Origin of the sequence: Micromonospora palythoicola (assembly GCF_036689795.1) — a bacterium.
Lineage (GTDB): Bacteria > Actinomycetota > Actinomycetes > Mycobacteriales > Micromonosporaceae > Micromonospora > Micromonospora palythoicola.
In genome coordinates this window covers 15,872-35,802 of the sequence record NZ_JBAGKI010000057.1, presented here as the reverse complement: position 1 = coordinate 35,802, position 19,931 = coordinate 15,872, and the positions used below count along the sequence as shown (strand labels likewise).

Genomic DNA, 19,931 nt, shown 5'->3' with positions numbered 1-19,931 from the left:
GGGAGCGCCAGGGTCAGACGACATACGTGGCGACTTCCCGTAAGGATGCGAACGAAACGACCAACTCAGCACGGCGCGCGGCCTTGTTCACTCCGCAACGGGACGTGACGAGCGGCCATGGCCAGTGAGGGCCTGCAGTAGGTCGGCCGTCGGGCGCTTGGCTGAGCGTGAGACCAACTTCCCTGTTGTTGTCGTCTGCGTTCGCGGTGGCTGGACCTTTACGACCCGGCAGGGGCTGGCGTTGGTCCGTGCCGGTGCGGCTCCCCTGTTCGGTGTGCCGGTGGACAGCATCCGCATGGACGCCGGCATCATCTCCCGCGATCGCCCTGCGGGCGGCGGTCAGCGTCGAGAACGCTCGGTCGTACGGCGGCCGTCCAACGGGCAGACCTAGTCTGTGATCCGCATGCCGCGGCGGGTTGGGCCTGATTCAACCGCGGTTGCATTCAACTTCTCTAATCGCCTCAGTTGTTGCACCGGATGGCCTGGAAGGTGGCGGCGGCTGAATGGAAGAAGGGCAACGAAAGCGGGTAGCGACTTCAGCCCCAGCGAGCAGGTCCACGTGCCAAGGTGTGCACTGGCGGTTCATGGTCCGGGTCGTCGCGCCCTGGCCGGAGCCCCGCTCGTATGCTTACCCGCCGGTGTCTGGAGGTTGGTGTGACGGATTGGCAGACCCTCAACGAGCAGGTGCGGTCGCGGTTGCTGGCGGTCGACGCTGGTACGGCGGTGGCGTTCGCCGCTATCACGGCGGAGCGGCTCATGCGGCTGGACCCGCAAGGGCTGCCGTTCACACAGAGCCTGCGACCTCTGCTCGACCTGGTGTGGCGTGCTGCCGCCGGCGATCAGACGGCCTTCAAGCCAATCGCCGTCACCCTCGGCGAGTTCTACATCAGCGAGTACTACCATAACGAGGGGCAGGACGGCCCGGATGACGCCGACGATGACCCGGCCGCAGCGATTCTCTACGCGGCGGAATGCTACCTCCACGCGGAGCCGGCCTTCGCCGTACACGTCGCAGGCCGGGCCATCGACGCCGTCGACTACCGTATGGAACTGGCGTCCGAGGACTACACCGGCGACGACGACATCGACTTCGACCCCGATGCCGCATTGAATGCGGAGGCGCGGCAACAACATGCCGACCTCGACGCCCTCGCGCCGTACGCCACCCAACTCTCGCGTGCCCGGTTTGGTCTACCTGTTGACGAGCAGGGACTTCTCCTGGCCGCGCTACGCGGCATGGTCGCCGCGCCAACTCCTACGCCGGGTGCTTTGGCGACGTGACGTGAACCGTCGAGACGTCCTCCGGTAGGTGGCCCTCAGTCCCGCCGACCTACACCTTTCCCGCGCTGCGCCACCGCCCCCGTTCCGGCCCCGGCAACGTCGTGCAGGACTGGTCGGATCAGGTGCCATCCGACGTCTTCCGGCCTTCCGGGGGCTGCCTGGTCCAGCCGATGAAGCGGCGGTGCAGTGCGCCGGCCGATGCCCAGGGCATGTCCTCGGCGGCCTGGACGAGATAGCCGCCGAGGTAGAGGGCGAGTGACACCGGAGCGTCGGCGTACTCCGCGCGCAGCTCCCGCCGCCGGGTCGGACAGGGCCACGGCAGGTCGCAGCCACCGCAGCTCCAGATCGGCAATACCGGCCCATGGGTGGTCACCGCACACCACCCAGAAACCGAGCGACGCTCGCGCGGGCCTGCCGACTGGTCGCCCAATCCACCTGCCAGCAGGGGTACGGGGACAGCCGCGACCACCACGCCCGGCAGCCGACGCACATGCCGTCGAGCCCTCGAACGTGCACCGCGAGGATCGTCTGCTCCGGACCGCCGATCACTGCTCACTCTCCTGCGGCCAGTGCCCCCGGTTGATCGGAATCCGGTGCCGGGCACGGCACGGCAGATCGGCACCACAGCGACAGATGCGCCGCCAGCGCTGCCAGGACCAGACCGGCCAATGTCGTCGGGCAAAGGTCAACGCGGTTGCCAACAGGTAGTCGTCGTACGAGACGCGTCGCCTGCTCGGAGGTGACATGTCGGTACCACCTGCCCGCGCTGGGCTCACCGGTGGTGCCATGTCATGCGCCGATTCCCGCTCGTGGGCACGTACGGCGTTGTCTGGATCGGCTCACCGTGCCACTGCGTGTCCCGCAGGCGCTGAGCCTGGTCGAGCAACCGCTGCTGCGCCGCTGCCTGCTCGGCGGTTTGGTAGCGCTGGCCCGTCCCAGGCGGCGGGGGCGAGTCAGCCCGCCGTAGTAGCCACCGCATGATGTCGCGCAGCTCGGACCAGATCGCCACAGGTTCCGCCTCCCTCGTCACGGGTTGGAGGGTGGCGACGGCGGCACGACCTGTCAGGCGTCGCGCTCGGGTTGACGCCACCCGACGGACACAGTCGACGCAGCGGGTACTTCCTGCCGTCGTGTCCTGAACGGAACGCTATGGACGGCACGGTGCGTGATGGCACACCTACGCACCACTACTGGCTGGTGACTCCCATGCGCTCGCAGAGGCCCCGCAGTTCCGTGGAGACAAGCCCTTGGCGCAGCAGTCCACGGGCGACTTCTCGCGCCGCCGTCGATGACCGGGTGTGCTGCGGGCCGACCCGCTCGGCCGCCAGCAGCATCCGCACCGCGTCCCGTTCCCGCTCAGCCGCCACCATCGCGCGGGCCATGTCCAGCCAGTAGTACACCTGCCGCACCGCCGGCAACTCCCCGACCGCCACGCCGGCAGCCGCTTGCAACGCCTCCTGCGGACGCCCGGTGTCGAGTAGGTAGGCCATCCGCCACAACGCCACGTTGCTCGGCCCCCACAACAGGTCCCAGCTCTTCGTCTCCCCGGTGTGCGCGGCGATCCGCGCCGCCTCGTCGAGGTGATCCTGGGCGGCAGGCTGATCCTTCATGCCGGCGAGGTGATGCGCGCGGGCCAGGTGCAGGAACCCGAGCACATCCAACGCGGTATCCGCGCTGCTGCCCGCCAGGTCCGCACCGGCCCGATCACAGTACGCCCGGGCCGGGCCGTACGCGCCGGTGTATGCCGACACCCGCGCCCGATTCGCCGCCGCCACCCCCACCGCAACCGGATCATCAAGCAGGTGCGCAGCCTCGGCCGAACGCTCCGCCGCCAGCCAGGCGTGGGCCGAGTAGCCGACGTTGAGTAACGAACCCATTGCCACGCCATACACCGGCACCATCAACCGGTACGCCGACCGCTGATCAGTCACGGCATGCATGGCCGGCACGAGATCCGCCAGCCGGCGCAGAGCCCCCGCATAGTCGCACCGGCCGTACAGATCCCGCACCAGCGCTGATTCCCGAGCCACCTGCTCCACAGTGGCAGCCCCGACGATCGGCGGACCATCGAACGGATGCGCCATCATCGCCCGCCACACCCGCTCAGCGTCGATCCGCGCGCCGTCAAGCTGCCGATCAGCCGGCGTGTACGGCTGGCCAGTGAGGTCGAAAACTGAACACTCCAGGGCGGCGGCCAGATCGACCACCATGTACCGATCCGTGCGCTGCACACCGCGCTCGACACGTGACCACGTCGTATGCGAGATACCTGCGCGACTCGCGGCGTACCGGATACTCCAGCCCCGCAGCTCGCGCCGGGCCCGGATGCGCTCACCCACCGACGGGTCAGCAGGTATGGCTCGACGAGGCACAACGATCCTCTCGACCAACGATCAAATTCGGCGGGCAACCAGCACGACAACCGGCAACCACACCACCACCGACGGTACCCCTGACTGCCAGCGCTTCCCAGCTCGCCACCGGGTAACACGCCCTGCGGCCGGCAAAGCACCTAGCGCCATGACGCTCACAGCTAGAAGCGGAACTTAGAGCCGCTTCTCGGCCAGCAGCAGGAACGGCAAGTGGTACCTGCTCGCGCTGGGGCCGCCATCCATGATGGCTAGTTCACGACGCCTCACGGTATCTTGTGTCCAGGGCTGCCACACACTCAGTCCACCACCTCTGGCTGTCTTCGTCGGTCGTCAGACGACCTGGTGACGGCCTGGCAGCGAACCCAGGGAGTGCGTTAGTTCTCGGTCAGCCGCGTCGGCCCGGGCTTACCTTAGGAGGATGGGTGGAGGCATCGGCGACCTCGGCCGACGGCAAGCGCGACTTCTTCATCAGCTACACCGGGGTCGACGAGCAGTGGGCTGAGTGGATCGGTTGGGAGCTGGAGGAAGCCGGGTACACGGTATTTCTACAGGCTTGGGATTTCGACGCAGGCGCGCACTTCGTCGCCGAGATGCATCGAGCGACACAGGCCAGCAGCCGGACCATCGCTGTTCTATCCCAAGCGTACCTCCGGTCGTCCTACGCTGAAGCAGAGTGGCAAGAGGCATGGAGGAACGATCCGGGCGGAGCCGAGCGAAGGCTATTGGTCTTCCGCATCGATGACTGCCCTCGACCAGGTCTCCTCGGCCAGCTTGTGTCAGTGGACCTCTTCGGCGTGCATCGAGAGATCAGCAGGTCGCGTCTGCTAGCCGCCGCTCGCCGAGGCCGCCGCAAGCCTCCGTTGCCACCCAACTTCCCATTGCAGGAGCCACCTACTGAGGAGCCACCGTTCCCGGGAAGGCTCGTTTCCGGCACCATTGACGAGGTAATGGAAGCCGGCGGACCACTAACTCCCGACAACCCTTACGCCATAGCATTGGGCTGGTGGTATGCGGTATTGGAGGAGAACTACGAGGTACTGGACTCGGTAATTACTCCGGAGTCACGAGGTCGATGGGACCTGGCGGCACTCAAGGAGCGAACGAAATCAGGCGGACTAACGACGGGCGTCATGAAGCCTCGCTATGACGTCGCCTACGTTAGGCTCCCTTCCGAGCTAGGAACAGACGACGAAGGACCTCTAAAGGTCGTCGGCGGCCTGGTGCCTCTTGACGCCCGAGTTATCAGCCTCGTGCTGAGACCCGAGCTGGGCGGATGGAAGGTCCACGGGTTCGGGTTTCCAATGGACCCTGACGACATGCCGCGCACCTATGGCCATCTGGGTTGATAGTCGGCCACTATGCCGACAGTCGGTGGGCTACCGGTATCGTTCGCCTGGGTCGGGACCAGATGGCCACCCGGCCTTAGGTCAGCCTTGGGACGACCACATCAGCCGATTTATAGGCGCGGCGATCGCTGTTATCGTTGCAAGGTTCCTCGGTTGACGGCAAGTCGGCAAACAACGGTCCTGCAACTGAATGTGCTACTATCGGAGGAAAAGTGACAAAACGCGCATTTATTAGTTTCGACTACGATCACGACGTCACGTTGAAAGAATTCCTCGTCGGCCAGGCGAAGCTACCCGATTCCCCCTTCGAGATTCACGATTGGTCAATCAAGGTCGCATCAGCCGATTGGGAGGAGCGAGCCCGGAAGCGCATACGAGCGAGCGACGTGGTTCCAGTAATTTGCGGCCTACATACCGACACGGCCGTCGGCGTCTCTAAAGAACTCCAGATTGCACGCGACGAAGGAATACCATACTTCCTCCTGAAGGGTTACAAGAACGGCGTCGCCAAGAAGCCAAGGGCTGCCGATTCGACGGACAAGGTGTACAAGTGGACTTGGGATAACTTGAAGCTGCTTATCGGTGGGGCTCGTTGACGGAGCCGCATCGAAAAACCGATCCCGTGGTGGTGGATCTATATAAGATGGCGACCGAAATGGCGGACCGAATTTCTGTACGGCGCGCCACCGCCAATGCCTTCTTCCTGACGACACAAACGACGTTTGTGGCGGTCCTGGGAATCGCTATGCCCTCCCTATCGGCGGCCCCCATTTGGATAGTAGTAGCGATTGGAGCTGCCGGGCTTATCCTGTCTGCATCCTGGTGGCTTCAGCTTCGCAGCTACCGCGAACTAAATGCAGCCAAATTCCGTGTCATCAACACCCTTGAAGAACAACTGCCGGTGAAGATCTTCGCAGATGAATGGGAGATTCTGAAGCAGGACCCCATCAAGAGATGGCGTCCGAGGTATGCGGAGCTAGGTGCTGTCGAACGAACAGTACCCTGGCTCTTCTCCTGCCTGTACCTACTTCTAATCGTCGGGAGAATTGCCGAATGATGGATTACTTGAGCAGTGACGCCTTTCTAATACGGTCACAGATCGACGAATCCCACATCCCCCCCAACTCCAACGATCTGTTCTTGATATACGCCGTTCTCCTGAGAGCTAAGGGTGAAAGCGTGACAGCGCCGGACGTTCACGACGCCTGGGTAGCCTGGATGCGCATTCAAGGGGTGTCCCACGACTCCTCTATCCCGTTCGACGACCTCGACCAAGAAACTCAGAATGCCGACTCTCCTTTCGTCATGGCTATTCGACGTGCTGCAGCACTTAAAGCCTCACACTCGGAGCAGTAGCATCTGGACCGGGTGCCGGGATCTCGCTGCGGTTTGCCGTAAGTCAGCGAGCTGACCAGCCCCTCCCTAGCCCCTCCCTGGAGGGTAAGTCTGTAGACGGCTTCGATCCGGCGTAGGAGGCCGGAGGAGGCTCCCTCACTGTCGCCGCCCGCCGACGTCCTTGTGGGAGCAGGCCGCTGCCCGGCCCGCCACGTCTAGACAACTTTGACGGCTCGTACGGACCCTGGCGGGTCGGGCGGTGGTCTACTCGGCTCGGCCGCATCGATAGCGGGCGGGATGGCCTACCGCAACCACACCCTTCGACCGATCGCCGGCCAGCCCGTAGGCAGAGAGCCCACGCCAGAGGCGCAGCAACTGCAGTCTGCGGCCGTTCCCATCTCGCCCATACGGCCGGGGTGCGATCTTCTACGCCGCGCGGCCCGGCCGGCCGCCTTCCTCCGCAGACGAAAGTCAGTTGGCCTTGTCGCGTTCGGCCCCGTCTCTCTCGGCGGCGTCGATGTTGGCGTCGGTGACCACGAACATGCCGAGCAGCAGGGTCAGCGTCAGCGACCCCAGGATGGCGAAGACCGCGCGGAGGCCGAATGCCTCGGCCAGCAGACCGCCTACCAGCGCGCCGGCCGGCATGCTTCCCCAGGCCAGCATTCGGTAGCCGCTGTTCACCCGGCCGAGCAGCCGGTCCGGGGTGATCCGCTGGCGTAGCGAGATGGTGATGACGTTCCAGGTGGCGAGCAGGATCCCGCCGACGAAGAAGACCGTACCGATCACGAACGGGTTGGTGCTCAGCGCCGGTACGCCGACGACTGCGGCCATCGCCAGCACGGAGAGCGCAAGGGTGCGGGACCGTCCGAGCCGTTGTTCGATCCGCGCGGTGGCTACCGAGCCGAGCACGATGCTGGCGGCGATGGTGGTGAGCAGGAGGCCGTACCCGGGTTCGGTGAGGCCGATGGGCGAATCCGGGCCGACCGCGTAGAGCACGAGCACGGCGAAGATGGCGCTGGTGATGAAGTTGCTGGTCCCGACCATCGTGGCCAGGGTGCGCAGCAGCCGGTGCCGCCAGAGGAAACGCAGCCCTTCGACGATGTCGGCACGCATCGTCGTCGGCTCGTCCCGCTCGATCCGGAACCGGCCGGCGACCAGGAGCAGCGCGGCGACGGCCACCGCCCACAGCACCGCCGGCCCGGCGAGGGCCAGGGCCACCCCGGCGGCGACCAGGAAACCGGCAAGTGGTGGGCCGACGAACTGGTTGGCGGCCAGTTCCACGGCGGCGAGTCGGCCGTTGGCCCGGGGTAGCTGGTCGCGCGTGACCACCTGCGGCAGGATCGACTGGGCGGAGGTGTCGTAGAGGGTCTCGGCCATGCCGAGGCCGAGCGCCACCAGGTAGAGCAGCCAGATCGACCCGGCGTCGAAGGCCACCGCGAGCGCCAGCCCGCCGATGACAACCGCGCGCAGGGCGTTGGCGGCGAGCATCACCTGACGCCTGTCGAGCCGGTCGGCGAGGGCGCCGGCCGGCAGCGCGAACAGCAGCCAGGGCAGGCTGAACGCGGTGGCGACCCCGGCCACCAGCACCGGTGAGCGGGTGTAGCCGACGGCCACCAACGGCAGCGCGATCTTGACGATTCCGTCGGCCAGGTTGGACACCGCCGACGCGGACCAGAGCCGCCAGAACCGAGCCCCCAGGCCGCCCTCGTCCGGGCGGGGAGCTGCATCCGTACGCACTGGTTTCTCGACCCCCGTCACGCCGCCGATCATCGCAGCGTCGCGGCGACCGGCGAAAGGCCGTGCGGCCTTTCACTGAGTGAAATAGACGCTGCCGATCAGCGGCCCGGTCACGGGATCATCCGACTGCACCCCGCTCCCGTCCCGAGAGAGGTTGGGTCACGATGGCGTTCGCCCGCAACCAGTGGTACGTGACGGCCTACAGCAACGAGGTCGGGCGGGATCTGCTCGCCCGCACCGTGCTCGGTGAGCCGCTGGTCCTCTACCGCACCGAGTCCGGGGAGGCCGTGGCGCTCGCCGACAGGTGCGTGCACCGTCGCTACCCGCTCTCCGAGAGCCGCCTCGACGGCGACACCATCGTCTGCGGCTACCACGGTTTCACCTACGACCAGACCGGCACCTGCGTCTTCGTCCCGGGTCAGCAACGCATCCCGCGGACCGCGCGGGTCGCCGCGTACCCGGTGGTGGAGCAGGACTCGCTGATCTGGGTGTGGATCGGCGACCGGGACCGCGCGGACCCCACCACGATTCCCCGCGCCCCCTGGCTGGACGACCCCCGGTACACGGTGGTGCGTGGGATGGCGCCGCTGAACGCCCGGTACAGCCTGCTCGTGGACAACCTGATGGACCTGTCGCACGAGACCTACCTGCACGGCGGCTACATCGGCACGCCGGAGGTGGCGAACACGCCGATCACCACCGAGGTCGACGAGGAAAGGGGCATCGTCTACGTCAGCCGGCACATGGACGACGCCGAGTGCCCGCCGTTCTACGCCAAGTCGACAGGCATCCAGGGCCGGATCACCCGCTGGCAGGACATCGAGTTCCACCCGCCGTGCCTGTACCTGCTGCACAGCCGGATCGCGCCGCAGGGCGTCTACCCGCCGGCCGAGGGCGAGGACAGCGACGCCTTCCACGCCGAGATCGTGTACGCCATCACCCCGTCGACGGAGAACACCACGTACGACTTCTGGGCGGTGGCCCGCGACTTCGCCATCGACGACGAGTCGGTGAGCGAGTACCTGCACCAGAGCAACCACACGGTGGTCATGCAGGACGTGACGGCGCTGAACATCCTGGAGCAGGTGATCGCGTCCGAGCCGGACAAGTACCAGGAACTCAGCATCAACATCGACACCGGCGGGCTCGCCGCCCGACGGCTGATCGCCCGGATGGTCGAGGCGGGGACGGTGGGTGCGCCCCGATGACCGGGCCGGCCCGGATGCTCACCGGCGACCGGATCTACCGGATCCACTGGATGCCGGGTACGGACACGCTGCGCGGGATCTGCCACTGCGGTGCCGAGCGCGTCGCCGAGGAACCCGTCGAGTTGTGGGAGTGGCTGCTCGCCCATCCGTACGGTCATCAGTCGCCGGAGGCGGTCGCACCGACCCCGCACGCCGCACCGACCCGGTCGGTGGTGCCCGCGTGACCGCCGACGACCTGGACGGCGCGGAGCTGGTGGTGGTCGACCGGGACTGGGCGGCGGCCGGCGTCGCCGTCCTGGGCCTGTGCCGCCCCGGCGGCGGCGACCTGCCCGCCTGGTCCCCCGGCGCGCACCTCGACCTGGAACTCGGGCCAGGGTTGGTACGCCAGTACTCGCTCTGCGGTGACCCGGCGGACCGGGCCACCCTGCGGGTCGCGGTGCAGCTGGAGCCGGAGGGGCGCGGTGGCTCGCGGCAGGTGCACGAGCGGCTCACCCCTGGCGCGACAGTCCGGGTGCGTGGACCACGGAACAACTTCCCGCTGGTGACGGCCGCGCGTTACCTGTTCGTCGCCGGTGGCATCGGTATCACGCCGATCAGACCGATGGTCGCCGCCGCCGACGCCGCCGGAGCCGACTGGCGACTGGTGTACGGCGGACGCAGCCGCGCCACGATGGCCTTCGCCGACGCCCTGCGGGAGAAGTACGGCGACCGGGTGAGCCTGTACCCGCAGGACGAGACCGGCCTGCTCGACCTGGACGAGCTGCTGGGACAGCCGACGGACGGGCTGGTCTACTGCTGCGGGCCGGAGTCGTTGATCGCCGCGGTGGAGCAACGCTGCCGGTCGTGGCCCGCCGGGGCCCTGCACGTCGAACGCTTCACTCCGCTGGCCACCGCCGACGGCGTCGACAGCGCCGTCGAGGTGGAACTCACCCTCAGCGGCCGGACGCTCACCGTACCGCCGGGCACGTCGATCCTGGAGGCGGTGGAGGCGGCCGGCGTGCAGGTGCTCTCCTCGTGCCGGGAGGGCACCTGCGGCACCTGCGAGACCCCGGTGCTCGACGGTGTGCCGGAGCACCGGGACAGCCTGCTCACCGAGGCGGAACGGGCCGTCGGCGACACCATGATGATCTGCGTTTCGCGCGCGGTGACGCCCCGACTGACGCTGGAGCTGTGACCGGCCGGCCGGGGTCGGCATGATGGCGGGGTGGACGCGCAGCCCGGACGGTCGGTCACCAGCAAGGTGCTGGCCCTGCTCGACGCGTTCACCCCGGCCGGTCCGGCGCTGACCCTCAGCGAGCTGGCCCGCCGGGCCGAGCTGCCGCTGCCCACCGCCTCGCGGCGGGTCGCCGAGCTGGTCGCCTGGGGTGCGCTGGAGCGGGGCGACGACGGGCGGTACCGGATCGGGTTGCGGCTGTGGGAGGTCGGTTCTCTCGCGCCCCGGGGGCTCGGGCTGCGCGAACTGGCGCTGCCGACCATGGAAGACCTGTACGAGGTGACCCACGAGAATGTCCAGCTCGCCGTCCGGCAGGACGTGGAGCTGGTCTTCATCGAACGGATCGCCGGTCGGCACGCGGTGCCGGTGCTCACCCGGGTCGGTGGCCGCTTCGCGTTGCACGCCACAGGCGTCGGGCTGGTGCTGCTGGCGTACGCGCCGGCCGAGGTGCAGGAGCAGGTGCTTGCCGCGCCGTTGGAGCGGTACACCCCGCTGACCGTCACCGATCCCGGGCGGCTGCGCAGAACGCTGGCCGAGGTGCGCCGCACCGGGTACGCGGTGAGCGACAGGCAGGTCACCATGGACGCCCTCTCGGTCGCCGCGCCGATCTGCGGGCCGGAGGGCGCGGTGGTCGCCGCGATCTCACTCGTGGTCGCGCAGCACCGGGCGGACCCGGTGGCGCTGGCGCCGCTGGTCCAGGCGGCCGGCCGGACCATCTCCCGGTCGCTCGGCACGTCGTACGGATCTCGGCGCTCCCCCGGCTGAGGCCGGTACCGCCCCGTCACCCGGCGCAGTAACGTGTCCGGGTGTTGATGCGCTCTGGCCAGCCCCGCACCGACGGAACCGCCACCGGGGCGTCGTCGTGGTGAGCGACGGTCTGGACGAGCGGTTCCCGCCGGTGTCGTCGTCGGAGCGGGCGGCGGTCGGGCGGGCCCGGGCCCAGCGTCTGCTGGTGACCCTGCTCGGCGACCACTGGCACGCCGGTCGGTCACCGCTGCCGTCCGGGGGTCTGGTGGCGGTCCTCGCGGAGTTCGGCATCGCGCCCGCGAACGCCCGCGCCACGCTCGCCCGGCTGACCCAGCGGGGCATGCTTCAGCGGACCAAGGAGGGCCGCCGGACCAGCTACCGGTTGACCGAGCCGGCCTGGCACATCCTCCAGCGCGGTGCGCGGCGCATCTTCGCCACCACCGACGAGAGCGCCTGGGACGGCAGTTGGACGCTCATCGCGTTCACGGTGCCGATGGAGGACGCGAACCAGCGTCGCCTGATCCGGGCCCGGTTGCGCTGGTTGACGTTCTGGCCGCTGTACGACGCGACCTGGGTGACGCCGCACGACAGGCGCCACGAGGCACGCGAGCAGCTCAGCGAACTCGGGGTCACCGACGCGGTGATCCTGCGGTCCACCGACCTGGAGCTGCTGCCGGCCGGCCGGGCGCGGCTGGAGGCCGCCTGGCGGATCGACGAGGTGGCCGCTGGCTACCGGGACTTCCTGCACCGCTACCGCGAGTTGGCCGGTCGGGCCGCAGCCGGTGGGGTGCTGCCGGCGGAGGCGCTCGTCGCGCGTACCCGGCTGGTGAGCGACTGGCGGGCACTTGTCGGCGCCGACCCTGACCTGCCTGCCGAGTTCCTGCCCCGGTCGTTCCCGCGTGCCGAGGCACGGGCGATGTTCCTGAGCATCTCCGAGGCGCTGGCGCCGCTGGCCCAGAAGCGCTTCGAGGACCTCGTCCACCGGCTCGAACCGGTCTGACCGCACCGTACATCCGTGCCGAGCCCGGCCCGGGGCGACCTCACGGTATTGATGCATTGCACTTCCATTGACTGCCGATCAGTTTTCGCATTACGTTTTCTCCGTGCCTTCGGCTCCGGAGGCCCAGCCGCCCGTCCCCGGCTGAAAGGGGTCCTGCCATGCCCACCCACCGATCTCGGAGGAGCGCCCGGCACCGACCCCTCCGGGTGGCGTTGACCGCGCTCGTCGCCACCGCACTTGTCGGCAGCTCCGCACCGGTCGGCGCCGCCACCGTGGCCGGCAAGGGCCGCCACAGTGGCTTCGACGTGGCTGTCGTGTCCGGCCGCGCGGACATGGTCAGCGGCGGCGACGCCCTGATTCGGGTCACCGTGCCGCGCACCGTCGCGCCCCGTCAGGTGACGGTCCGCCTCGACGGCCGTGACGTGACAGACCGTTTCCGCCCGGCCGGCGACAAGCGGACCCTGCTCGGCCTGGTGGACCGGTTGAAGCTGGGCCGCAACCGGATCGAGGTCCGCGCGCACAGGGCGGGCTGGGGCCGGCCGGGTGCCACGCTGACGCTCGTCAACCATCCGGCCGCCGGGCCGGTCTTCTCCGGGCCGCACATCCCGCTGTTCTGCACCGCCTCGGGCAGCCCGTGGCACCTGGGCCCGGTCGACGAGAACTGCCACGTCGCCGAGGCTCAGGTCAGCTACCGGTACCGCAGCACCGCCGGCAGCTTCGTGGACCTGCCCGACGGTCCGCTACCGGCGGACGTGGCGAGCACCACCACCACTGCCGGCCGGACGGTCCCGTACGTGGTGCGGATCGAGCGCGGCACCATCAACCGGGCGGTGTACGAGATCGCGATGTTGCACCAGCCCGGTACCCCGGCACCGAGCCCGTGGACGAGCACCCGTGGCTGGAACGAACGGCTGGTCTACACCTTCGGCGGTGCCTGCGGCATCGGCCACACCCAGGCCACAAGCACCGGTGGCGTCGTCGACGACACGCTGCTGCGGCGCGGGTACGCGGTGGCCAGCGCGACATTCAACGTGTACGCGCACAACTGCAACGACGTCACGTCCGCCGAGACGGCCATGATGGTCAAGGAACACTTCATCGAGACGCTCGGCGTACCGGCCTTCACCATGGGGTGGGGTGGATCGGCCGGCACCATGCAGCAGTTGCTGATCTCGAACGCCTACCCCGGCATCCTGGACGGCGTCATCGGCAGCATCGGCTACCCCGACGAGCGCTCCACCACCATCTCCGGCCACGAGTGCCGGTTCATCTCCCAGGCGGCCACCGCCGCCGGGCTGTCGGCGGCCCAGCAGAGCGCCGTCAGCGGCTTCGGCAGCCCGAACACCTGCTTCGGTTACCAGTTCTTCGACAGTGTGGACTGGCCGACCGCCTGCCCCGCCCACATCCCCGCCGACCGGCGCTACCACCCGGACACCAACCCGGAGGGCATCCGCTGCGCCATGGCGGACTTCGTCTCCAACGTGTACGGCGTCGACAAGCGGACAGGTGCCGGCCGGCCGATCATCCCGGACACCGTCGGCGTGCAGTATGGCCTGGCGACGCTCAAGGCGGGCGTGCTCAGCCCGGAGCAGTTCGTCCGGCTCAACGAGGGCATCGGCGGCCTGGACGTGGAGGGCAACCGCACCCCGCAGCGCACCTCGGCGAACGTCGCGGCGCTCAGCACGGCGTACGCGACGGGCCGGGTCAACCAGTTCGACGGCGGGCTGCGCTGGACCCCGATCATCGAGACCCGCGGGTACACCGACCCGACAGGCGACTTCCACGACCGGTTCCGTTCCTGGACGATGCGGGAGCGGCTGGTACGGGCCAACGGCAACGCCGACAACCACGTGAGCGTGACCGGCCCGCCGGGCGCGGGCAGCGCGGCGATCCAGGAGCAGGCGCTCACCGACATGGACGCCTGGCTGACCGCGCGCGGCAGGCTCGCGGCAGCCCGTCCGCACCTCGACGCCGTGGCGCTCACCCGACTGTCGCGACCGCGCGGCCTGGCCGACAGCTGCGTCACGCCCGACGGTGAGCGGATCGTGGAGCGGCTGACCCTCGATCCGGGCGCCCGGTGCAACCAGCTCTACCCGTACCACCGCAATCCCCGGGTGGTGGCGGGCGGGCCGACCACCTCGGCGGTGCTCAAGTGCCAGCTCCAGCCGCTGCGCAAGTCCGGGTACGGGGTGCGCTTCACCGCCGAGCAGTGGGACCGGCTGCGTGCGGTCTTCCCCGACGGCGTCTGTGACTGGTCGAAACCCGGCGTCGGGCAGCGCCCGCTCGCCGGCACCTGGATCCGCTTCTGACGCGCGGCGCGTGGTCGGCAAGGCTCGCTCGTCGCGAGCCGCCCCGACCGCGCTCAGTCGGGAAAGGCGAGCAGGCGCAGCAGGCCGGCCAGCCGCTCGTGCTCCTCGGGGGTCACCGTGGCCAGCAGCCCCAACTCGACCGCCCGGGCGGCCTGCTGGGCGCGGGCGAAGAGGTCCCGGCCGGCGTCGGTCGCGACGAGGACGTTGGCCCGCCGGTCGGCCGGGTCGGTACGCCGCTCCACCAGGTGACGCTTCTCCAGCCCGTCGACAAGCGCGACGACCTGGCTCGGGTCGAGGCGGAGGAACTCGGCCAGCTCCCGCTGCGTGGGTCGGGCCCCGTCGGCGGCCAACGCGAGCACGGAGTAGGACCGGGCCTTGAGGCCGTGCTCGGCGAGGGCGGCGTTGGCCGCCGCGAGCGTGAGCGCGTTGGCGCGGGCCAGCAGGAAGACCAGGTCACCGCCGAGCACGCTGTCCCGCAGGGCGTCCCGCCCCGGCGTCCGGGTCTTCCCGCTAGCGGACATGGCGACGATGGTAGCAAGTTTTTTCAATGATTGACATTTTCAACGGTTCGTGTTCAGATCGGGCGGACACGAAGGAGTTCTCCATGTCCCTGGACGGCAAGGTCGCCATCGTCACCGGATCCGGACGCGGTCTCGGCCTCGCGTACGCGCAGGAACTCGCCCGGCAGGGCGCCGCCGTGGTGGTCAACGACGTCGACGCGCAGACCACCGCCGACGCCGTCGCCTCGATCGAGGCGCTCGGCGGTCGGGCCGCCGCGGTGGTCGCTCCGGTCGGCCCGACCGACACCGCCGAGCAGCTGGTCACCACCGCCGTCGAGACCTTCGGTCGACTTGACATCCTGGTCACCAACGCCGGCGTGCTGCGCGACACCGTGCTGTGGAAGATGACCGACGAGGACTTCGACACCGTCATCAACGTGCACCTGCGCGGCACCTTCACCACCGTGCGCGCGGCGGTGCGACACATGCGGGCGGCGGGCGAGGGTGGCCGCATCATCTGCATCGGCTCTCCCACCGGCCAGCGCGGCAACTTCGGCCAGACCAACTACGCCGCCGCCAAGGCGGGCATCGTCGGCATGACGCGCACCTGGGCGCTGGAGCTCAAGCGGGCCGGCATCACCGCCAACACCGTGGTTCCGGTGGCCGCGACCGCCATGACCGCCACGGTTCCCTACTTCGCCGCCGCCGTGCGGGCGGCCGAGCAGGACGAGCCGATGCCGGCGTTCTTCCGGCACGATCTCGGCTTCGGCACGGCCGACGACGTGGCCGGCCTCATCGCGTTCCTCGGTTCCGACGCGGCCGGCGGCGTCACCGGGCAGGTGATCGGGGTGGGCGGCGACCGGCTCCAGGTCTGGACCCACCCGGAGGCGGCGCTGACCGCCCACCGCGAGGGCGGCTGGACGTACGATGCTCTGCTCGAAGCCTGGCCGGCGACGTTCGCCGGGGCGCTGCAGAGCGTCGGCGAGCGGTTCCCGGAACTCCCCGAGGAGTTCAAGACCGCAGGCTCCTGACCCGCCGGACGAAAGTTCCCCATCATGTACCAGCCCGCCATCGACCTCGACGCCGTCACCGCGATCGACGTGCACGTGCACATCGAGATCGACGAGCACGGCCACAACTCGCTGCCCGACGACCTGGTGGCGGCGGTGTCGAAGTACTTCAAGGCCGACGGGCCGCGCCCGGCGATCGAGGCGGTGGCGCAGTACTACCGGGAACGCCAGATGGCCGCCGTCGTGTTCACCGTGGACGCCCGCACCCAGTTGGCGCACCAGCCGCTGTCGAGCGTCGAGATCGCCCGTGCCGCGGCCGAGCACGCCGACGTGCTGATCCCGTTCGGCTCCGTCGACCCGCGCACCGGGGCGGCGGCGCTCGACCTCGCCGGTCAACTGATCGAGGACGAGGGCGTACGCGGCTTCAAGTTCCATCCCACCGTGCAGGGCTTCGATCCGAGTGACGAGCGGTACGCCCCGCTGTGGGGTCTGCTGGAGAAGGCCGGCGTGCCGGCGTTGTTCCACACCGGACAGACCGGCATCGGTGCCGGCATGCCGGGCGGCTACGGCTTCCGACTCGGCCTGTCGAACCCGATGTTGCTCGATCCGGTCGCGGCCGAGTTCCCCGACCTCCAGATCATCATGGCCCACCCGTCGGTGCCCTGGCAGGACGAGGCGCTGTCGGTGGCCACGCACAAGCCGAACACCTGGATCGACCTGTCCGGCTGGAGCCCGAAGTACTTCCCGGCCGAGCTGGTACGGTACGCCAACTCACTGCTCAAGCGCCGGGTGCTGTTCGGCACCGACTACCCGCTGCTCACCCCCGACCGCTGGCTACGGGACGTACGCGCCACCGACCTCAAGCCCGAGGTGCTCCCCGGCATTCTGAAGGACAACGCCGTCCGGCTGTTGGGCCTGTCCAGCTGACGACGAGAGGACGCTCATGACGACGACGATCACCTACGAACAGCTCGCCGACCTGGCCGGCACCGACCTCGGCTACACCGACTACCGGACGGTCACCCAGGACCAGGTGAACCTCTTCGCCGACGCCACCGACGACCACCAGTGGATCCACGTCGATCCCGAGCGGGCGAAGAACGGCCCCTTCGGCGCGCCGATCGCGCACGGCTTCCTCACGCTCTCGCTGGCGGTGCCCTTCTGGACCGAGCTGCTCGACGTGAAGGGGGTCACCACGAAGGTCAACTACGGCCTCGACAAGGTGCGCTTCCCGGCCCCGGTCAAGGTCGGTTCGCGGGTCCGGATGACCGCGACGGTCGCCGAGGTCGTCGAGGTGACCGGTGGCTACCAGATCGCCGTCGACCAGACGATCGAGATCGAGGGCGGTACCAAGCCCGCCGTGGTGGCGCGCGGCCTCTACCGCTTCTACGCCTGACGTCCACCTGGCTGGCCGGCCACGTATCGACGCACCAACCTCCACCACCGGGAGACCGCTGATGCACGAACAGGGAATCGGCGCCTGGCTGGCCAAGCGCCGACTCAAGTCCCCCGACAAGGTCGCCCTCGTCCACGGCGAGGGCGCCACCGTGACGTACCGCCAGTTCGCCGACGGCACCGACCGGGTCGCGGCGCTGCTGCGCGGCCTCGGCGTCGGCAGGGGCGACGCGGTGGCCTATCTGGGCGAGAACAGTCCGGACTTCCTCCGGGTGATGTTCGGCGCAGCGCGGCTGGGCGCGGTCTTCGTGCCGGTCAACACCCGGCTGGCACCGCCCGAGGTCACCCACGTGCTCACCGACTGCGGCGCGCGGGTGCTGATCCACGATCCCGAGTTCGCCGATCGGGTGGCCGCCGCCATCGGCACCGGGCCGTCCCCCCGCGTCGTCGTCACCGGGGAGGGCACCGCCGACCAGCCGGGACTGACCCCGCTGCTGGGCACGACCGCCGCGGACACCAGCGCCGCCGTCGCGGTGAGCCTGGACGACCCGGCCGCGATCATCTACACCTCGGGCACGACCGGGCGGGCCAAGGGCGCCGTGCTGACCCACGGCAACCTCACCTGGGTCGCGCTCAACTGCGTGGTCGACTACGACGTCGTCTCGACCGACGTCGCGCTGATGATCTCGCCGTTGTTCCACGTCGCGTCCCTCGGCATGGGTGCGCTGCCGGTCATTCTCAAGGGCGCCACGCTGGTGCTGGAGAAGGGCTTCGAGCCGGGACGCGCGCTTGCCCAGATCGAGCGGCACGGCGTCACCATGCTCAGCGGCGTGCCGACCACGTACCAGCTGATGGCCGACCATCCGAACTGGAGCGCCACCGACCTGTCGACGCTGCGCAAGCTGACCTGCGGCGGCTCGGCCGTACCGACCCGCATCCTCAACGCCTACGAGGAGCGCGGCCTGTCCTTCTCGCAGGGCTACGGCATGACCGAGGCGTCGCCGGGCGCGACGTCACTGCCCCCGGCGATGACCCGCGCCAAGCAGGGCAGCGTGGGCCTGCCGCACTTCTTCACCAGCGTGCGGATCGCCGACGAACACGGCGCACCGATCGCCGACGACGGCATCGGTGAGATCCAGATCTGCGGCCCGAACGTCTTCCCCGGCTATCACCAGCTGCCGGAGGCGACGGCCGAGGCGTTCACCCCGGACGGCTGGTTCCGCTCCGGCGACCTCGGATACCTCGACGCCGACGGCTATCTCTACATCTCGGGCCGGCTGAAAGACATGATCATCTCGGGTGGCGAGAACATCTACCCGGCCGAGATCGAGGTCCTGCTCGGCGAGATCGACGGGGTGACCGGGGTGGCGGTCATCGGCGTGCCGGACGCCCGGTGGGGCGAGGTGCCGTGGGCGATCATGACGGTGCGCGAGGACGCCACCGTCGACGTGGCCACGGTGCGACAGTTCCTGGACGGCCGGGTGGCCCGCTACAAGGTGCCCAAGAACGTGGTCGTCGTCGACGAGCTGCCCCGTACCGCGTCGGGGAAGGTGCGCAAGGCCGACCTGCGGAGCCGGTTCGCGGGTTAGGCCCGACCGCGCCGGGCCGGATCGCCGCCCGCCCGCGCCGCCACACCACCGCCGTTGCGGGGCAACGAACCGGTGGTGCCACCGACGAGAGCGGCGAACTCCTCGGCGGAGGCCGCGGCCAGCCGCTGGTGCATCCGCCGGTACACCTGCGTCGACCGCCCGGCCGGCCACTGCGCGTCCATGAACTCGCGCGGCAGCCTCGGGTCCGCGCGCAGCAACGCGAGCCAGTCGGCCACCAGCATCGTGCGTACGGTGAGCGCGCTCGCCGCCTGGGTCGCGGCGCCCGGGTCGCCCCACATCTCGATGAACGCCAGGTGCTCGCGCCGGATCGCCTCGATGTCCCACGCCGCGCGGACGCTGTCGGCGATCGGGAAGCCGGCCAGTTCCCGGGCGTGAAAGGCGATGACCGTCTGGGGCGGAAGATCCTGGCACAGCGGCTCCAACGAACCGGCGAGGTCGACCTCGCCGGGGGCGAGCCAGAGCCCGTCGCGCAGCGGCGCGAAACCCTCCCAGGTGAGGGTGGCACGCAACCGGTGGCGCAGGGTCCGCTGCCCCTCGGGGATGGTGAACGTGACGAGGGTCCAGCCGGTGCCCTGCGGATCGAACGGGCGCGGGCCACGGACGCGGGCAGTGGCTTCCCGCAACACCGCCACCCCGTGCTCGGTGAGCGAGAACTGGATCTCCCGACCGCTCTTGCTCCGGTCGAGCATGCCGGTCTGCACCAGCCGGTCGAGGGTCGCCCGGGTCGCCGGTGCGGCGACGCCGGCTCCTTCGAGGACCCCGATCAGGACGCTGGCGCGGATCGGACCCGGGTCATCGTCGACGACGTGCTCGCCGAAGAACGCGAGCAGCAGCTGCTTCGGCTGACGACTGCGCACAGCCCTCCCCC

20 protein-coding genes and 1 pseudogene are annotated in these 19,931 nt (G+C 69.3%); 15 read left to right on the top strand and 6 right to left on the bottom strand.

The genetic code is table 11. The features are described 5' to 3' along the window. Nucleotides 1-654: 654 nt before the first annotated feature. Nucleotides 655-1,281 (top strand): hypothetical protein, encoded by a 627-nt coding sequence (locus tag V5O40_RS21685; RefSeq protein WP_332907169.1) that lies wholly within the window; start codon nucleotides 655-657, stop codon nucleotides 1,279-1,281. A 118-nt stretch (nucleotides 1,282-1,399) separates the two neighbouring features. Here V5O40_RS21685 and V5O40_RS21680 read toward each other — a convergent pair whose 3' ends face one another. The 3 genes and pseudogenes from V5O40_RS21680 to V5O40_RS21670 all read right to left on the bottom strand — a co-directional run bounded on the left by V5O40_RS21680 (nucleotide 1,400) and on the right by V5O40_RS21670 (nucleotide 3,620). After that, a complete protein-coding gene (locus V5O40_RS21680; RefSeq protein ID WP_332907168.1) occupies nucleotides 1,400-1,654 on the bottom strand; it encodes a hypothetical protein in 255 nt (84 codons plus the stop codon). Continuing rightward, a pseudogene (locus tag V5O40_RS21675) lies at nucleotides 1,651-1,998 on the bottom strand (hypothetical protein); the annotation flags it as partial. The gene V5O40_RS21680 and the pseudogene V5O40_RS21675, both read right to left, overlap by 4 nt. Before the next feature lie 470 nt (nucleotides 1,999-2,468). Next, the gene (locus V5O40_RS21670) at nucleotides 2,469-3,620 is read right to left on the bottom strand and encodes a helix-turn-helix domain-containing protein (RefSeq protein WP_332907167.1); all 1,152 of its coding nucleotides are present in this window, start codon (nucleotides 3,618-3,620) and stop codon (nucleotides 2,469-2,471) included. 455 nt (nucleotides 3,621-4,075) lie between these two features. Here V5O40_RS21670 and V5O40_RS21665 point away from each other — a divergent pair, with 455 nt between their 5' ends. The 4 genes from V5O40_RS21665 to V5O40_RS28020 all read left to right on the top strand — a co-directional run bounded on the left by V5O40_RS21665 (nucleotide 4,076) and on the right by V5O40_RS28020 (nucleotide 6,355). Then, nucleotides 4,076-4,999 (top strand): toll/interleukin-1 receptor domain-containing protein, encoded by a 924-nt coding sequence (locus V5O40_RS21665; RefSeq protein WP_332907165.1) that lies wholly within the window; start codon nucleotides 4,076-4,078, stop codon nucleotides 4,997-4,999. Between the two features lie 212 nt (nucleotides 5,000-5,211). Beyond that, nucleotides 5,212-5,595 (top strand): hypothetical protein, encoded by a 384-nt coding sequence (locus V5O40_RS21660; protein WP_332907164.1) that lies wholly within the window; start codon nucleotides 5,212-5,214, stop codon nucleotides 5,593-5,595. Beyond that, on the top strand, nucleotides 5,592-6,056 hold the full coding sequence (locus V5O40_RS21655; protein WP_332907163.1) for a RipA family octameric membrane protein: 465 nt from the start codon (nucleotides 5,592-5,594) through the stop codon (nucleotides 6,054-6,056). The genes V5O40_RS21660 and V5O40_RS21655 overlap by 4 nt, the downstream gene beginning before the upstream one ends. After that, nucleotides 5,954-6,355, top strand: a complete 402-nt coding sequence (locus tag V5O40_RS28020) for a DUF7701 domain-containing protein (RefSeq protein WP_456299393.1) — start codon at nucleotides 5,954-5,956, stop codon at nucleotides 6,353-6,355. Before V5O40_RS21655 ends, V5O40_RS28020 begins: the two co-directional genes overlap by 103 nt. A 450-nt stretch (nucleotides 6,356-6,805) precedes the next feature. Here V5O40_RS28020 and V5O40_RS21650 read toward each other — a convergent pair whose 3' ends face one another. Beyond that, the gene (locus V5O40_RS21650; RefSeq protein WP_332907162.1) at nucleotides 6,806-8,104 is read right to left on the bottom strand and encodes an MFS transporter; all 1,299 of its coding nucleotides are present in this window, start codon (nucleotides 8,102-8,104) and stop codon (nucleotides 6,806-6,808) included. 131 nt (nucleotides 8,105-8,235) lie between these two features. On the opposite strand from V5O40_RS21650, the gene V5O40_RS21645 reads away from it, so the two are divergent. The 6 genes from V5O40_RS21645 (at nucleotide 8,236) to V5O40_RS21620 (ending at nucleotide 14,548) form a co-directional block, all read left to right on the top strand. Continuing rightward, nucleotides 8,236-9,279 carry an aromatic ring-hydroxylating dioxygenase subunit alpha gene (locus V5O40_RS21645; RefSeq protein WP_204001137.1) on the top strand — a complete coding sequence of 348 codons (1,044 nt, stop codon included), beginning with the start codon at nucleotides 8,236-8,238 and terminating at the stop codon, nucleotides 9,277-9,279. Beyond that, the gene (locus V5O40_RS21640; protein ID WP_332907161.1) at nucleotides 9,276-9,503 is read left to right on the top strand and encodes a hypothetical protein; all 228 of its coding nucleotides are present in this window, start codon (nucleotides 9,276-9,278) and stop codon (nucleotides 9,501-9,503) included. The genes V5O40_RS21645 and V5O40_RS21640 overlap by 4 nt, the downstream gene beginning before the upstream one ends. Continuing rightward, nucleotides 9,500-10,453, top strand: a complete 954-nt coding sequence (locus V5O40_RS21635) for a PDR/VanB family oxidoreductase (protein WP_332907160.1) — start codon at nucleotides 9,500-9,502, stop codon at nucleotides 10,451-10,453. Before V5O40_RS21640 ends, V5O40_RS21635 begins: the two co-directional genes overlap by 4 nt. Before the next feature lie 30 nt (nucleotides 10,454-10,483). Continuing rightward, nucleotides 10,484-11,257, top strand: a complete 774-nt coding sequence (locus tag V5O40_RS21630) for an IclR family transcriptional regulator (protein ID WP_332907159.1) — start codon at nucleotides 10,484-10,486, stop codon at nucleotides 11,255-11,257. A gap of 100 nt (nucleotides 11,258-11,357) precedes the next feature. After that, entirely contained in the window at nucleotides 11,358-12,239 is an 882-nt protein-coding gene (locus V5O40_RS21625; RefSeq protein ID WP_332907158.1) for a PaaX family transcriptional regulator, read from the top strand. A 206-nt stretch (nucleotides 12,240-12,445) separates the two neighbouring features. Continuing rightward, nucleotides 12,446-14,548, top strand: coding sequence for a DUF6351 family protein (locus tag V5O40_RS21620; protein WP_332907157.1), 2,103 nt, complete (start codon nucleotides 12,446-12,448; stop codon nucleotides 14,546-14,548). Nucleotides 14,549-14,601: 53 nt separating this feature from the next. Here V5O40_RS21620 and V5O40_RS21615 read toward each other — a convergent pair whose 3' ends face one another. Then, complete coding sequence (locus V5O40_RS21615) at nucleotides 14,602-15,069, bottom strand: MarR family winged helix-turn-helix transcriptional regulator (RefSeq protein WP_332907156.1); 468 nt, start codon at nucleotides 15,067-15,069, stop codon at nucleotides 14,602-14,604. Nucleotides 15,070-15,152: 83 nt separating this feature from the next. Between V5O40_RS21615 and V5O40_RS21610 the strand changes: the two genes are divergently transcribed. The 4 genes from V5O40_RS21610 to V5O40_RS21595 all read left to right on the top strand — a co-directional run bounded on the left by V5O40_RS21610 (nucleotide 15,153) and on the right by V5O40_RS21595 (nucleotide 19,042). Next, nucleotides 15,153-16,079, top strand: a complete 927-nt coding sequence (locus V5O40_RS21610) for an SDR family oxidoreductase (RefSeq protein WP_332907155.1) — start codon at nucleotides 15,153-15,155, stop codon at nucleotides 16,077-16,079. Between the two features lie 24 nt (nucleotides 16,080-16,103). Then, on the top strand, nucleotides 16,104-16,985 hold the full coding sequence (locus V5O40_RS21605) for an amidohydrolase family protein (protein WP_332907154.1): 882 nt from the start codon (nucleotides 16,104-16,106) through the stop codon (nucleotides 16,983-16,985). Nucleotides 16,986-17,001: 16 nt separating this feature from the next. Continuing rightward, nucleotides 17,002-17,454, top strand: coding sequence for a MaoC family dehydratase (locus V5O40_RS21600; RefSeq protein WP_332907153.1), 453 nt, complete (start codon nucleotides 17,002-17,004; stop codon nucleotides 17,452-17,454). 61 nt (nucleotides 17,455-17,515) lie between these two features. Further along, a complete protein-coding gene (locus tag V5O40_RS21595) occupies nucleotides 17,516-19,042 on the top strand; it encodes an acyl-CoA synthetase (RefSeq protein WP_332907152.1) in 1,527 nt (508 codons plus the stop codon). Here the strand turns inward: V5O40_RS21595 and V5O40_RS21590 are convergent. Then, on the bottom strand, nucleotides 19,039-19,920 hold the full coding sequence (locus V5O40_RS21590; RefSeq protein ID WP_332907151.1) for a PaaX family transcriptional regulator: 882 nt from the start codon (nucleotides 19,918-19,920) through the stop codon (nucleotides 19,039-19,041). The two genes, V5O40_RS21595 and V5O40_RS21590, sit on opposite strands and share 4 nt — an antisense overlap. Nucleotides 19,921-19,931: the final 11 nt, after the last annotated feature.

Bases quoted from the DNA above. Each gene is read 5' to 3' on its own strand.
- V5O40_RS28020 (WP_456299393.1), top strand. From the start codon at position 5,954: ATGGCGTCCGAGGTATGCGGAGCTAGGTGCTGTCGAACGAACAGTACC.
- V5O40_RS21650 (WP_332907162.1), bottom strand. From the start codon at position 8,104: ATGATCGGCGGCGTGACGGGGGTCGAGAAACCAGTGCGTACGGATGCA.
- V5O40_RS21645 (WP_204001137.1), top strand. From the start codon at position 8,236: ATGGCGTTCGCCCGCAACCAGTGGTACGTGACGGCCTACAGCAACGAG.
- V5O40_RS21640 (WP_332907161.1), top strand. From the start codon at position 9,276: ATGACCGGGCCGGCCCGGATGCTCACCGGCGACCGGATCTACCGGATC.
- V5O40_RS21615 (WP_332907156.1), bottom strand. From the start codon at position 15,069: ATGTCCGCTAGCGGGAAGACCCGGACGCCGGGGCGGGACGCCCTGCGG.
- V5O40_RS21610 (WP_332907155.1), top strand. From the start codon at position 15,153: ATGTCCCTGGACGGCAAGGTCGCCATCGTCACCGGATCCGGACGCGGT.
- V5O40_RS21605 (WP_332907154.1), top strand. From the start codon at position 16,104: ATGTACCAGCCCGCCATCGACCTCGACGCCGTCACCGCGATCGACGTG.
- V5O40_RS21600 (WP_332907153.1), top strand. From the start codon at position 17,002: ATGACGACGACGATCACCTACGAACAGCTCGCCGACCTGGCCGGCACC.
- V5O40_RS21595 (WP_332907152.1), top strand. From the start codon at position 17,516: ATGCACGAACAGGGAATCGGCGCCTGGCTGGCCAAGCGCCGACTCAAG.